Consider the following 14,572-nt stretch of genomic DNA (forward strand, 5'->3'; position numbering starts at 1 on the left):
GTTATTTTCCACGCCTTGGAGCTTGCGAATCCACTCAAGAACTGCGAAGCTATTGACAGAAGCCATCGTTGCGTTCCTCCTACTAGTTTGTTTCGCCACACTCTAGTAGACACGCACGGTGGCTTCGTCGTCAATTGTGGACGACGCATTTTACACCACTACTTGAGACTTTAACCCCGGGCCACTATCGAGCAAATCCGAGCGCGTCTGAGGGAGCAGCGGAGCACAGTAAAGTCAGCTCCCAGGTTGTCTCCGGAAGAACTGCTGATCCGCCAGACTCTCGCGGACGTTGCCCTGTTGTATCGGTCTGTACGCACACTTGAAAAAGCACTTACGGCCGCACAACGACAGCTTGGAGACCCGTTTATGTTCGAGTATGAGTTAGCCGAGGAGGCACTACAGGATGCCCATGAGACCGTCAAAATCATCCGGGCACATTGGGCACAAATGCCTCCAAAGCTGCGAACGGGGATAAAATTCGAAGAGCCGGAAATAGACTTGCGCGAACCTTGAGCACTTTGAAAATCAGATGAGGTTCGCGCACAATGGCTATGCTGATAAGTCCGGAATTGTTTTGGAGAAAGAATGTATCATAGTAGCTGATGGACAGTATAAAGAGAGGTTCGCGTAAAAGCCCTGCGAATTCGAGGTCTAATACGTAATCGTAAACGAAGGGTTGCATCAGAAAATCTACTTGAGGACTTGTTTACATCCAGTGACCTTCGGAGTTTTGTTGACCGTCACTCTGCGTTGCATCAGAAAATCTACTTGAGGACTTGTTTACATGCGACCATCTCATAGATGTCCCTCGGGTCTTCCAAGTTGCATCAGAAAATCTACTTGAGGACTTGTTTACATTACCAGCCGGAGATGGACAAGCACACGGACACCTACGTTGCATCAGAAAATCTACTTGAGGACTTGTTTACATTCTGTAAGGACGTAGATGGGCTCACGATCTACGATCCGTTGCATCAGAAAATCTACATGAGGACTTGTTTACATGAGCCCGCTTGAGTTGAAGCGGCGTTCCGTCATTCATGTTGCATCAGAAAATCTACTTGAGGACTTGTTTACATTCAGCGGGTATGTGCGCCCTCCTTCACCCAGCAGAGTTGCATCAGAAAACCTACTTGAGGACTTGTTTACATACGTCGCGCTCCTTCGCGCGTAGCGCCGCCAGTTTTCGTATGTTGCATCAGAAAATCTGCCTTGAGAACTTGTTTACATGCGTGATGATGGACCGTTGGTTGGCCGGTCATGAGGTCGAATCAGAAAACCTGCATGAGAACTTGTTTCCATGACGCCACCCAGCGCTTCAAGGATCGGCTGTCAGACAATCGCATCAGAAAACTCACGTGAGAACTTGTTTCCATGTCCGACAGATCGATGTAGATGAGTGGATCAGGTAGCAGGTTTTATCAGAAAATTTATTTGTTGCCATCAGCGCATCAGATGGGGATTTGTGGGGAAGGCGTTGCATCAGAAAATCTACGCAAGCGACCATCGTGATGGCCTCAGCGCAGTCAACAAATGGTGCAAGTATCTGGGCTCAGGTCCAGTAGTCCCGGATGATGGCGTCCCCCACGGGTGTGCGATGGAATGCCCAGCTGCGCACTCCCGTAACTCGCGATAAACGAGAAAGAACACCCCCTTTAGGGATGGGAAACACGTCAATGTATGCGGGATACCTCTAAACCATCACAAGCTCGCAACATGATAGAATAACCAGTGGGAGAGGGGAAACCTTCTCCGCGTTCACTCCCTGACGAAAGGGGGTGTACGGGTTGAGTGAGTTTCTCGCCCTACTGGGGCTGGCAGCCGTGATCCGCTCGGTTGCGACCCTGGTGTGGGCAATGAGAAAGGACCCCGGCAGTCGGCAAACTAAACGGGGTCCTCACTCAGACCGACGCGGAAGAGGGTAGATCCCTCTTCCGTTTGTTATTCTATGCACATTGTACCACAACATCCGTCCGAGCAAACACCATTTTCCCATCAGCTTTAGTTTGTCGCAAACCTGGCGGACCCGAAGCTCGCCGCAATGCAACAGTTCGATCAAAGTTGCCTCGAAATTGCCTAATTCGGTTAGCCACTTGATGATAATCTTGTCGCACGGGAGGGAAGACACCATGCTGGGACGGACGCACATGGGCATCGGCGCAGTCGGAGCGGTGGCGGCCACACCACTCATTCTTCATTCGCAGTGGGAACCCATCCGTCAACTGCTCGACAGTCACTCGAACACCATCCCGTACGTGGTGGTCAGTCAAGTGGTTCTCGTTGGTGCTTCGATGGTGGGAGCTCTCATACCGGATCTGGAGCAGTCCGATTCGCTCATGGCGCGCAAGATCGAAGTGGTCCTTGGGCTTCCGGTACTCTTCATCATGGCTGCACTGATTGTCCTGATGCACCAACAGGCGTCTCTGACAGCTTGGGGACTGGTCCTGTTATTGACCATCCTATTCGGGGCCTTCGGGGCCGCGAAGAATACGACCCGCATTCTTGGATTGGGTGTTATAACCGCAGGACTGCTCTACCTGGGATGGCACAAACAGATCCCGGTACAAGCGACCGTGCTGTTGGTCGCTTGGACGATTGGGGCCATGTTTGCCAAGCACCGTACCTTCACACACAGTCTCATCGGGCTGATTCTTTTCGCCGCGGGTGTCAACCTGTGCAATCATCTGTTCAACACACTCCACATCGGCATGGTTGGTCCGGGTCTCATCGTCGGATACACACTGCACCTGGTTGCCGATGCCGTGGCCGGTGGGGTGCCATTGTTGTGGCCTTGGGGACGGCGCTTCGGGATCCGCTGGGTTCACACAGGCGGCATAGTGGATTCCATCATCGGCGGTGTCGCTTTCCTTGGATTTGTGGTGCTCGCGGTGGTCTGATGGGTGGAAAATAAGTAACCCTCCGGTTTGAACCAGGAGGGTTACTGACCAATTGCGCGGTATATTGTTTGAGCTTATCTTACCATACGCCGTGTACTCCATCAACTAGAATGTTGCGACACCAAACGACGTGTTCAGAGGATCTTCACACAATCCTACCAATCTATGATATACTTTTATCGACCAATCGCGCGGGGTACGCTCTTACCCAATGGGAGGAGTGTATCTATATACAAACATTGAACGCGCGATCTGGTAACAGAATCGGGCGTTTTTCATTTGGTAGGAAAGGAGGGCAGAGGACAGGAGCTGTGGTAGACAAAAAGAAAAAGACCCTTTGGTTGGCCGCCGCTGGGGTCTTTAGGTAACTGTGTGATATTCGCAAAAACAGAGTATCACACGGGCGTGTTAGAGTCAACCAAAAACTCCTGTTCCACCGTATGGGCGAACAGTATGTGTACCGCATGAAGCACTTCGAGACCGGGGAATGGGTGGAGATCCCCGAGTGGGAAATAGAGAGAGTGTCATTGGAACGCCGAGGGTACGAATACAGTTTGCCAGTAACCCAAGGCGACTTCACACAAGTCAGCAACTACATACTAATGTTCTGGTCCCATTTCATCGGCCCGAATGCGCTGTCCATTTACTTACATCTCTTGATGCATGCATACGGAAAAGAGACGGCTTGGCCGTCGCGTAAACTCCTTGCGGACGAATGCGGTGTCAGCGAGCCTACGATTCATCGGCACTTTGCAAAACTCGAGGAGTATTACCTAGCGTGGAAGATTAACGTAGAGAAGCCGAACGGAGAGAACGAATCAAACATATACATTGTGCGCCGAAACGTACCGATGCTTTCGCAGGAGCTGTACGAGAAACTGCCGCCAACACTGCGCACCCAGCACGATCTATTCATGCAAAAACTTGAGCGCAGCGGGATGGTGGAAGTGCCGCGCTACGAAAAACCAGGCCCCACCGCAAAGAAGCGGCTCAAAGCTAAAGGAATACGAGATCAATTGCACCTCGATACTTGAGGTGCTTTTTTATGCTTTTTCTGGGCCCGTACAAGATGAACATACCCATGTACAAATTGTACACCCCCATGTTCAAGATGTACGTGGGATCAATATGACCACCTCCGGTGTACGATTTGAACACCCCCGGGGTTCAAGATGTACGGCGAATAATATTCATTGCAAGAAAATCTAGCTAAAGAATGAACATGATACTACTCCTACCACTAGGTCGATGACTCCGGTGTGTTTTGGCTTGATTTCCTTTCTGCATTCCCATCTCGGCTCCTCGTACACGCACGTATACCATTGCGCGGCGCGGAGGCCACTCGTAACCGCTGCCGGCCCAAGGCGTTCGGCTACCGGCATTTACCCGTCCTCTGCGGCATGCTCCATTCAAATTTGCGCGGCCATTCGCACCCCCGATGGTTCCTGCAACACGCAAATGCCCAGCCTCGTCCGAATCGCCACAGCAACTTCTGGAATCCCTCCTTACACAACGCAGGCCTCACATTCCGGAGGCACTTTGTACATCAACCGGCTCACGTTCAAGTAAGGAAACCTGCATCAAAATTGCACTTCACCAACCGATACGCAAACCAGAATGACAGTGGAGGTGTGTCTCTATGGATGTACACGATCTCGTACAAGCTGTGGTTGAGCGGGTAAAGCAACAGGTGGAAATGGACAACTGGGATGACTTGATGGAGAAGCACTTTGATGGGTTGTGCGAGGAATTTTTCGATCGAGTGCAACGATTGACAAGGACAGTCGAGAACATGCTTGCTGCATACCCCCAAAAAAGTGTGAAAAAGGTATGGGAAGCAGACCGCTCGGAAGGAAGGTTCTATATCAGATTCGGGGATCGGGAACTGAACTTTATCCCCATACGTGAAGCGTCAACACTTCCCGGAGATCGTTGGACGATGCAAATCACGAGACGTGACGATGAACTGGTCGGTCGGTACTTTGTGCAGCTGGATCCGCGGACCGGAACACTTCGATTTGCCACCTTGGTTTCGGGCGCGATAGCACAGCGGGTTGAGGAAAGACATTTACTGGACTTGCTGGAGCAGGAACTGCTCGGGAGTTGAAGCGAACATGCCAAACCATTTGCCAACGCCTCACATCTCGCTGTCTCTCGAACCATTTTGGGCCCACCCGCTCCTGTTATTAGCCCCAGCTCTCCTGATTCTGATGTTCGCGAGTTCTGTTTGGCGCGCCGGACGCGCACTCTTTTTGCTATCGTTAGCTGGCATTGCTGGATACGGGATGTATGCCTTGTACCGGGCTGTGAATTCCGCTATGGAAAGACAGCCGAACAGTTCCTGGGTGGTTATGCCGGCCGTGGATTCTCACCAACGGGAAACGGCGTTCCCGGTCCTGCCAGTGCATGGTCCAAATTACGGACTGATTGCGGTCCTACTCGTAATGGCAGTGATTGTGCTGCTCATTTGGGGGATGACGCGTGCATCGGGTTATTCATTGGCGTACGCACTCAATCGCCTGTGGATATTCGTCGCGCATCCTGTCGCCAATCGTGACCGACAAGATGCGTACGAGTTCCCGGATGTGACGATTGGAACAGTGATTGGTGAGGCAGAACCGGGCTTGCCGGACGCGGCAAAAGGCGCGGGAAAGAAAGTGGTAATCCAGGGCAAGGACCGGTTTCTCAATATGGGCATTATCGGTCCGATTGGTTCTGGTAAGACCTTCATGACGATGAAGCCGATGATTTATCAGGACCTTGAGGCCTTGGCACGGGGAGTCATGGGCAACGTGGTCTGGATCTCGCCTCAACCTGAACCAAGCATTGAAGCATACGCGGAGAAACTCGGTCTGACGGTCCGGCGAATTCACATCATCGACGGACAGACAGGGGAGGGCAAGACCACCAATATCCGTTTCAATCCTTTGGCAGGTAACGACATTGACGCAATCATTAACAACGTCAACGTTGTGCTCAACGAACAGACGGGTGACCGTGCCAAAGGTGAGGCATTTTTCGACATCATGGCGGCCCAGGTCACCACGGACTCGTTGCAGTTGTACAAGTTTTTGCACGGATTCGACAACGATGGCAACCCTGTGGAGATCGACATCATCGGGTGGTACGACCGATATCTCGTGCAGATGGACGAACTGTTCCTGGAAGCCTCACGAGTTCAGGCGGTGGCCGCTCTGGAGTCCAATGGTACGTTGGATCAACCTCTTGTCGACCAAAGGTCCGAGTGGATCCGAAACGTGGTATGGCCCAGGCTCACAGAACCTCAACGGGTCATGCTGCGCCGAGCAGCCGCAAGTATCATCAATGAGTTCGGCGGGAGTCTCACCGGAAAGAATGCGGAGGCATACAAGAACATTATTCGTGGACTGCGAGGCAAGGTCCGCGTTCTGATTTCGAGCCAGTATGTTCAAGAGTTACTGGGGACAGAGGTGGCAGCCTCGGTGGGGCGTCCTAACTTCGACTTCGAATCCTGGATCGACCCGCCGGAGTGGTCCCGTCCACAAACAGGAGATCTCGAGGCCTGGAAACAAGCCGCTCCACACGGTCGCCGGGGGGAATTGCTGTCTGTCATTACCGGACAGACAGAAACCGGCAAGCTGGTGGGGCGAATGGTGTTGGTGTTCCTGCAACAGGCAGTGCTCAATCGCCCCGGGAAAGACAATGACAAGCCCCCAGTGTACACCTACGTCGATGAGTATCCGTCATATGCGACTCGCTCCATCAATGAGATTCGGACCCAAGGTCGCAAGCATTGCCATAGCATGGTCATGGCCCATCAATCACGGGGTCAGATGGATGATGTTGCCAGAAACTACCGGAGAACATTGGAAGGATCAACTCGGCACTGGATTTACCTGTCCAATCTCGCTTACGAGGACGCGGAAGACGTCTCCAAAATGTGCGGCAAGGTAAAACGCATTCGTACCAGTCGTTCGACCCGCCAAATTCGACTCGGTGGCCTTGGAAGAGATGACGGTCAACCATTAGTCACGAAAAGTGAGTCCGAGGAACTCGTGCCACGATTCTCGTCAGATTTCATCCGCTTTGGATTGACGGAGAACGAAGTCATTTACATCGGGGTGAAAAACCGGAGAGGTCAAAAACCAGTTCGGATGCGCATTCCAGAGCCACGAGAGAACCGCGCCCTGGTGAACAAGATCGGCCGAGGTCCGGTGAAAAAACCCGTTCAGATTCGGCGCCGTCGGCCCGTATCGGTGTACCCAAAATCCGACACGGTGGCACGGATGAAATGGCCTCTGCTAACGCTTGGGAACGTGACCTTATACGGGTATCGGTGGGGACTGTCATTGGGCAGAGACGTGTACGCCCCGGGCAAGACACGGGTGACAGACACCTGGACCGTGGATATCGATCCGCCGGGCTTAACGAGTGGCTTGGAGGACATTCCATCGAACTCCGCGGACGAACATGATTTTCACGTCTCAGAAGCGGCAGAGAGCGATGAAAGCCTGCGGGATCGATTCGCCGGTTCCACCCCTCGTGAATCCCGGGCGGAGATTCGTATCCAAACGCAATCGCAGGAGTCCAATACACAACCAGAAGAGACTGAACAAGCTACCCGGGCGCCGGCACGAAATACCCAAACTTTGCGGCCGCGGCTTGCACTGCGGACTGATCCTGAACGTGCAACGGTCAAATCCGCTGAGACAACGCGTAGTATCAATCGGGCATCGTCATGGCGAGACCAGGAGCAAGTCACTCGTCAACCATTGCGCCGTTCCAAATCGGTCATAGAAACATCCGGGGTAAAGCACGGAGAAATCGATCCGAACACTTGTTGCCCCCTTGATGGAGAACCCATGCAGTTGCATATCTCGGGAAACAGGAAGGTATGGGTTTGTACGACCTGTGGTCATCGAATCCGATCCACATGATCTGAGACCGTACTCCATACAAGTTTCGTTCCGGCCCGGGCAATCCCCGGGCCGGAGTTTTCCCGCGTTACGCTACTCCTCCATCAACTCCCGGTGTGAGCAACTTGCATCGTTTCTGCGTTTTTTAACTCAGGACATTTGAGATTCTGTAAATGCCGGAGTGAGTCACCAAAATTTTGGTTGCGTCCTTCTGATTCGTTCATCGTAACAGTCCGAAGAAAGGAGGGGGTAGCCCTGGCCACAACAATTGGTATCAGAAGGGAAGGCAACGTTATGGTTCCTCGGGGTAATGCGGAGTCCTATTCACCCCTGCTTCAACCGGCTGACTTGCATTACCGTCATGCGAAAGGAGAAAACCTGCTGCTGATAGGGCCTCAATCGAATCCTCATAAAATCCCGTGGGTGCGCAACACAGTCTCGATGTTTGCGCGGCTGGGGTGGAAATTCATACTTCTGGACCTGAGTGAGCGTTCGGATTTGGGGCCGTCATTCCTCTGCGGTGGTAAGTGGTCGACAATCGAGTACAACGCAATTTCCAATCTTCAGGCGCCTATTACGGTGCGTGTGCTGACGTTCAATCGATTGTTGGAAACTCTTGACGAGGTTCACGTCCTCAAGGAGACGACCAAATTCCCCCACGTGGTGGTGGTGCATCTCGGGGATTTGAGGGACCTGACGGACACCGAAAAACAGGCCCTTCAAAATTCCCTCGAACGCATTGATGCGTACAGGGGCGGAGTTTGGATCATCGCTGATCGTTTCCAGCCTCTGAACATGAGCAAACTTCCGAGCTTCTATCAAACGCAAATTGTGCTGGCTGGGACACCGGCTGATGATGCCTGGAAGCAATGGGTGGACAGACATCACATCGAGGATGCCGACGTGACAGCACTTGAAGAGGACGAGGGTTACTTCTTGTTCCGAGGACGCAGCGAGGGTGCTGGACGTTTGTTGCAAGTAAGGTTACGAGGGGAGGATGGATACAGTTGGCAAACATATTCGATTTAACCGGAATTGATGATTTCGGTGAGATTCTCGTTCCTGTAGCGAGAAATCTCGGGTTCGAGGTCGGTACTGCAGACGACTTGGCCGCAATGCCCTTATCCGGATTATCCGAGCACGTGGCGATCCTGTCGGATAATCGTTTTTCTGAACAACAGGCGGACACCGAAATTCTGGAACAGGTACAAGCATTGGCGAATATAGGTCTCAACCTGCTGTACATCGGGACCCCCCGGGAGACTCCGGAGTTCTTGGAGTCTTTGGAGGAGACGGGAGTGCAAGCGTTTTTACGTGAGGAGCTTGATCCCGACGAACTACTCCAATGGATCGCTTCATCCTTGTCTTCTTTCCAGACAAAAGTGCCTGCCTCACAAGTCATGCAGGATGAAATTGCTGGAATACCCGCGGCACAAGAACCGTCGACGAGCGATCTCACATGTCCGCTGTGTATCGTCGTGTCGGCGGCGCCTGGGTGTGGAGCGACCTTTATCGGGCTGAATCTGGCCACCATGTTGTCCGAGTCGAGAGCTATGAACTACGTGGAGGCGGGACTCCGGCCGGTGTTGACCACGTGGTTATCCGCCGAAGCCGAAGAAGAGCAGGCATCGCTTGCAGCGCCTTTCAGGCCTGCTGTCTTGCGTGACGACCTGGCAGTGTACACGCGCAACCCATTCGGAGAAGAGGCAGTGGATCTTCACCAAGTGGCGTCGGCCACGGCTAAGTTTGTGGATCCTGTGGTCATGGACCTGGGGTTGCAGGAGTATTTGGCCACAGCCGATCACGACTTCGCGCAACGGACACTTCGGGTACTCGTGACCACTGCGGACGTGCATCGCTGTCGTTATCTGGAGGGACTACCCGCAGATGTCGTAGTGGTCAATCAAGTTCCGAAGCGTCTTCCGTTTGATGAGAGCGAGTTCGCAGCTTTTTGGCCTGAATCCAAGCTGGTTTTTGTGCCGTACGAGGAGGAGCAATGCCAAGCTATTGCTCAGGGCTTACCCGCTTCAGAAGTATCGGAAGCCGTTCGTTCGGCGATGCGGCGCTTGCAAGAAGCCCTGTTTGGAGGTGATGAAATTGCAAATCGTATTGCTGGATGACTCTCCGTCCGCACTGGAACGGTTACAGGCCCTCGCGGAATACAACCCGGAACACTACAGGTCGATACTCGAAGTTGCAGGTCTTCATCCGGACTGGGTGGTGGTGGATGAGGACCAGGGCCCGGAGGTCGTTCGAGAGCTTCAGGACGAGTGGGGCCTTAATACCTGTGTGGTTGCAAAACGCGTGACTCTGCAGCTGCGCCGTCGCTTCCCTCGCGTACGCTACATGGTTTCTGATGCGCAGTTGATTGACTTCTTTGCCGAGCAGGCAGGGACACCAGAAGCTACTAGCGACGAATCCGGAACGTCCCAGGCATCTACGACCGAGAGTAAAGAGACACATTCCGAGGCCAATCATATCCCGGGAACGGGAAGTGTGAGGAAGGAGGCCTCCCGTCCTGCTCTCAGCCTGGGCACTCTCAAGAGGGGTGCGACCGAGGAAAGTTCGGCAAAGGCGAAATCGAGTGTGACGGCGCCGAAGATTAGCACAGCGGTACATGCCACAACAGAGTCGAATGCCTCGTACTCCTCCCGTCAAGCGTTACGGAAGCGCAACAGGAGGGCGCACGTCATCGCGGTCGGACCTTTGCGCAACACCGGTGGAGGTGCGGGGAAGACGGCGTTCGTTTTCAACTTTGCTGCCTACGCTGCCAAAAAGGGCCTCAAAGTGTTGGTAGTGGATCTTGATCCCAACGGGGTGCTCGGCACCTTGGCCGATGCCTCGGGGGAATTGAATGTATCCCATTGGCAGCACTTGATGCTCCAAAACCCTGACGCTCGCATGACGGAACGGGCGGTACAGGATAGTGTAGAGTATCACCCGGTATTCAATTTTTCGTTGATTGCAGCGGCCAAGAGAGCGTCTGTGATTCCAACCGAACTGCTGTCGTGGATTATGACCCAGACCGAGCCACACTACGACCTCATCCTGGTGGATACTCCGTCCATGTGGGCAGAGCCCATTGTCACCATGATGCAGGAAGCGGACAGGCTAGTTCTAGTAGGCTTGCACGATGCGGCACAGTATCCGCATTACAAGGCCACGCTGGAACTGCTCATGAGTCCAACGATGAATATCGGGGTACCGCGGGAACGCATCCACGTGATCATCAGTCGTGCTTATCTGGGCAAGAATCGGGACGTGGAGATGGAGGAAATCAGCCGCCAGCTTGACATGCCCTTGTCCCTCATCATACCGGAAGACCCACGTTTTTATAGCTATCGAGAAAATCACAAGGCGATTGTGCTCGAGCGTCAAACGTCGGAATACTCCAGGGCCGTGATCCCGTGGTTTGACGCGCAGTTGGCGGAGCTGAGAGGTGGATCGCAAAACCTCCCGGCACTCGTGCCAGCGCAAAAATCCGGGAAAAACGGTGGCGGGTTTTTTGCGCGCCTGTTTGGTGGCGGGAAAAAGACAAAGGCCGCTCATTCTTGAACCCTCGTCATTAACCGGAAGGGAGGTATGGACTCTGTGAATCAAGCAAAAATAATGAGAATCACCTCTGTTTTACTTTTGGCCGCCGCCGCGGCAACGGGCAGTTATGTGGTGTATAGAGCTCAACGTACCGAACCAGTATTGGTGGCTAAACACAACATTCCGCCCTACAGCTTTGTTACACCAGCCGACTTTGAGGTCAAGTACATTCCGGCCGCTGCGGTCTTCTCCGACGCGGCCCGTTCGGCTGGCCAAGTAAGCGGCCACATGACCACACTCGGAATCCTCGCCGGCTCTCAGATCCGGGCTGGCATGTTCAGTGAAGCCCATTCCTTGCAAGGAATGGTGAACACCATCTCCGGGCCTGGACAAGTGACCTTTAGCCTGCCGTACAAGCCTGGGTCGCTGGATTCATATGTCGCACCCGACACATACGTGGATCTGGTTGCACCTGGGCCAAACGGGGCAACCCTGCACGCGGAGCACGTCCATGTTCTCTCCAACACCGGCTACACTGAGGCGCCCACCACTGGCGGTGGGCACAACAATCAGAATGAAAATCCGATGCTCATTCTGACTATGCCTCAATCTCAGTACCTGGCAATGGAACAGGCCATTGCTGGAGCTAACGTGCAAGTGTTGATGGTTTCTCAAACGCAGAACCAGAACGTCTACCAGGCGGATTCCGGCTTAAGTCCGGCTAGAACCAGCACAGGTGCCGCCGGATCAGGAAACGCCCCAGGGGGTGCGGTGTTTTCGTCATCCACGTCGGATACCCCGGCTTCATCTGCGACGGGTACCGCGGGCCAAACCACCCCAACTGCAACAGGGAATTCCAACGTTCAGGAGAGTGAGCAGCATTGAACAACAGCGCTTGGATGAGATATCAAGAGCCGGATCTCTTGGCTGAGCTGCGCCGAAACAATCCGGTAGAGCTGGACAAACGTATTGAGCAGGTCAGGACTATTCGCGAACATTATCAGTCCGGCAAAAACTCCCCAGAGGACACAGCCTCATTGTTGGAACGTCAAAAGGAAATTCTCCTGGAATACGCTTACCGGGACTTGGACTATTTGCGGGGCAATCCCAGCGAAGATGAAATGCGTGCACGTCTATCCAAGGCCATTCAGCAGGGTGAAGTAGAGCGTCTTCCGGTCAAGGCCCGCGATGCCATCGAAGAAGTCATTATCCAGATGTATCACCACGGAATTTTGCAGCCGCTTATGGCCAAGGAAAACAAGGATGTAAGCGATATATGGGTTTTTGGCACTTACGGGGTGCTGTACCAGGAACGCGGTGAGAACAAGTGGTTGTTGGATGCCCGGGGAAGCCGGGTGCATTTCAAGACAGCCGACGACCTGCGACGTTACGTGGAACGAAAACTGGGTGCGGACTTTCAACTGGATTTGTCGGCTCCCAGCGTCAACGCTATTTTCCCAGATGGATCCCGGATTTTTTATCGAGACAAGGCATGCGGGTTCTCGACCTGGATCAACGGCGAGTACGTGCTGTTTATCAACCAACCTATTCTCGTGATTCGCCGCTTCGGCCATCCGTTTACTTTGGACGAGCTTCTACAGACGGGCATGTTCACCCCACGGATGCGGGATTACCTGGCACTGATTCCCCAGGTACGGGACTCATTTTTGGTCGGAGGCCCAACCGGTACGGGTAAGTCAACCTTGCAAAACGCCATGTTGGCTTTCATCCCGCAGGACGAACTCACTTGGGTGCTGGAGGATACGCCGGATGCCAAGGTGCTCGGTGGTTTTTATGGGCGCATGTGGACCCAGGAGGCGAACGGAGAGGGGAAGGGCGAGATCACTATCGCGCGCAACCTTTTTGATCTGAAGCGCATGAACCCGCAAAACGCCATTGTCGGTGAGATGCGCGACGGTCAGGCAGCCATGCGGGCGACGGATGTGGCATTGATGACGTCCGGGCTCTTCTCGTCTACGATTCATGCGACAAGCCCCGAGAAGATGATCCAGGTGTACGTGAACATGCTGATGTCCTCCGGAGAAAACCCCAAGTATGAGCGGGCGCTGGATCTGTTTGCTGCGTCGTTTCAACAGTTGATTTCGGTGGAGTTGGTCAAGACCAAGCTTCCAGATGGGGCGGTGAAAGCCCAAAGGCTGGTTACCACAATCGGCGAGGTGAAGGATGCCGACACCGGCCGTGTACGGTGGCGGCCGGTTTTCGAGCGCAACTACCGTACACGCAAGGTATTGTTTCACGGCCTATCCGATCGTATGGTGGACCGCGCTTACAAGTACGGAATCGAAATCCCGGAGAGTTTGTTGAAACCCGGGGAAGAGGACTTTTAACAGAAGGGAGACATCTACGTGCAGAGACGCATGTGGACCCAGGACGGAACGGGCAAAGGCGGGATCACTATCGCGCGCGATCTTATTGATCTGATCCGTATGAACCCGCAAAACGCCATTGTCGGTGAGATGCACGACGGTCAGGCAGCCATGCGGGCGACGGATGTGGCAAGAATGACCTCCTTCCCGCCTTCCTCCACCATCCATTCCACAAGTCCCGAGAAATTGATCCAGGAATACATGAACATGCTCATGTCCTCTGGAGAAACCTCGAGTATGAGCGGGCGGTGAACCTGTTTGCCAGAACAATTGATTTAGGTAAGGGGGTATCTAAGTGCAGGCAACATTGGCGGTTGGAGTGCTGATCTTCTTGTCCGGCGTGTTCTGGTGGGGTAGCCGGTTGGTGGAGAGAAACGAGATCCTCCTGCGTACGCGGAAATTTTTTGGTGATGTACTTCAAGTGCGGAACAAGACATCCTATTGGCAACGGTACCTCACAAAACTCCAAACCGACCTCAACCGCATCGGAATCAAGATGGACGTGCACCACTTTGCACGCTACGTTCCTGTGGTGGGGATTCTATTTATCGGGATCGCGCGTCTAGTATTCGGGGTCCCGGTATGGATTGGGGTCATCATGGTAGTGCTGCTGTTGCTTCTCCCCCGTCAAATCGTGGCGGAGCTGTCAAGTCGATACGTGGTCAAGCTTCGCAAGCGCCTGTTGTTAAAGTCTCAAGTAGTGGTGTAAAATGCGTCGTCCACAATTGACGACGAAGCCACCGTGCGTGTCTACTAGAGTGTGTCGAAACAAACTAGTAGGAGGAACGCAACGATGGCTTCTGTCAATAGCTTCGCAGTTCTTGAGTGGATTCGCAAGCTCCAAGGCGTGGAAAATAAC

The 14,572-nt window shown here is 53.5% G+C and carries 11 protein-coding genes and 1 CRISPR repeat array; all 11 genes read left to right on the plus strand.

Annotated features, from left to right (window positions below):
- Positions 1-675: 675 nt before the first annotated feature.
- A CRISPR array of direct repeats spans positions 676-1,151; the repeat unit is 37 nt; unit sequence GTTGCATCAGAAAATCTACTTGAGGACTTGTTTACAT.
- Positions 1,152-2,129: 978 nt separating this feature from the next.
- Positions 2,130-2,897 (plus strand): metal-dependent hydrolase, encoded by a 768-nt coding sequence (locus BM357_RS17265; protein ID WP_074956455.1) that lies wholly within the window; start codon positions 2,130-2,132, stop codon positions 2,895-2,897.
- 464 nt (positions 2,898-3,361) lie between these two features.
- Positions 3,362-3,931 (plus strand): helix-turn-helix domain-containing protein, encoded by a 570-nt coding sequence (locus BM357_RS17270; protein WP_245784069.1) that lies wholly within the window; start codon positions 3,362-3,364, stop codon positions 3,929-3,931.
- A 605-nt stretch (positions 3,932-4,536) separates the two neighbouring features.
- Positions 4,537-5,004 carry a hypothetical protein gene (locus BM357_RS17275; RefSeq protein WP_074956459.1) on the plus strand — a complete coding sequence of 156 codons (468 nt, stop codon included), beginning with the start codon at positions 4,537-4,539 and terminating at the stop codon, positions 5,002-5,004.
- 7 nt (positions 5,005-5,011) lie between these two features.
- Positions 5,012-7,813, plus strand: a complete 2,802-nt coding sequence (locus BM357_RS17280; protein WP_083430642.1) for a type IV secretory system conjugative DNA transfer family protein — start codon at positions 5,012-5,014, stop codon at positions 7,811-7,813.
- A gap of 273 nt (positions 7,814-8,086) precedes the next feature.
- Complete coding sequence (locus BM357_RS17285; protein ID WP_074956463.1) at positions 8,087-8,821, plus strand: hypothetical protein; 735 nt, start codon at positions 8,087-8,089, stop codon at positions 8,819-8,821.
- Positions 8,800-9,912 carry a CpaE/TadZ family protein gene (locus tag BM357_RS19990; RefSeq protein ID WP_074956465.1) on the plus strand — a complete coding sequence of 371 codons (1,113 nt, stop codon included), beginning with the start codon at positions 8,800-8,802 and terminating at the stop codon, positions 9,910-9,912. Before BM357_RS17285 ends, BM357_RS19990 begins: the two co-directional genes overlap by 22 nt.
- A complete protein-coding gene (locus BM357_RS17295; RefSeq protein ID WP_074956467.1) occupies positions 9,890-11,347 on the plus strand; it encodes an AAA family ATPase in 1,458 nt (485 codons plus the stop codon). Before BM357_RS19990 ends, BM357_RS17295 begins: the two co-directional genes overlap by 23 nt.
- Before the next feature lie 36 nt (positions 11,348-11,383).
- The gene (locus BM357_RS17300; RefSeq protein WP_074956469.1) at positions 11,384-12,211 is read left to right on the plus strand and encodes an SAF domain-containing protein; all 828 of its coding nucleotides are present in this window, start codon (positions 11,384-11,386) and stop codon (positions 12,209-12,211) included.
- A complete protein-coding gene (locus tag BM357_RS17305) occupies positions 12,208-13,674 on the plus strand; it encodes an ATPase, T2SS/T4P/T4SS family (protein WP_074956471.1) in 1,467 nt (488 codons plus the stop codon). Before BM357_RS17300 ends, BM357_RS17305 begins: the two co-directional genes overlap by 4 nt.
- Before the next feature lie 18 nt (positions 13,675-13,692).
- Positions 13,693-13,965 carry a P-loop NTPase family protein gene (locus BM357_RS17310; protein WP_074956473.1) on the plus strand — a complete coding sequence of 91 codons (273 nt, stop codon included), beginning with the start codon at positions 13,693-13,695 and terminating at the stop codon, positions 13,963-13,965.
- Positions 13,966-14,008: 43 nt separating this feature from the next.
- Entirely contained in the window at positions 14,009-14,422 is a 414-nt protein-coding gene (locus BM357_RS17315; protein WP_074956475.1) for a hypothetical protein, read from the plus strand.
- Positions 14,423-14,572: the final 150 nt, after the last annotated feature.

The organism is Paenalicyclobacillus macrosporangiidus, assembly GCF_900116805.1.
GTDB lineage: Bacteria > Bacillota > Bacilli > Alicyclobacillales > Alicyclobacillaceae > Alicyclobacillus_H > Alicyclobacillus_H macrosporangiidus.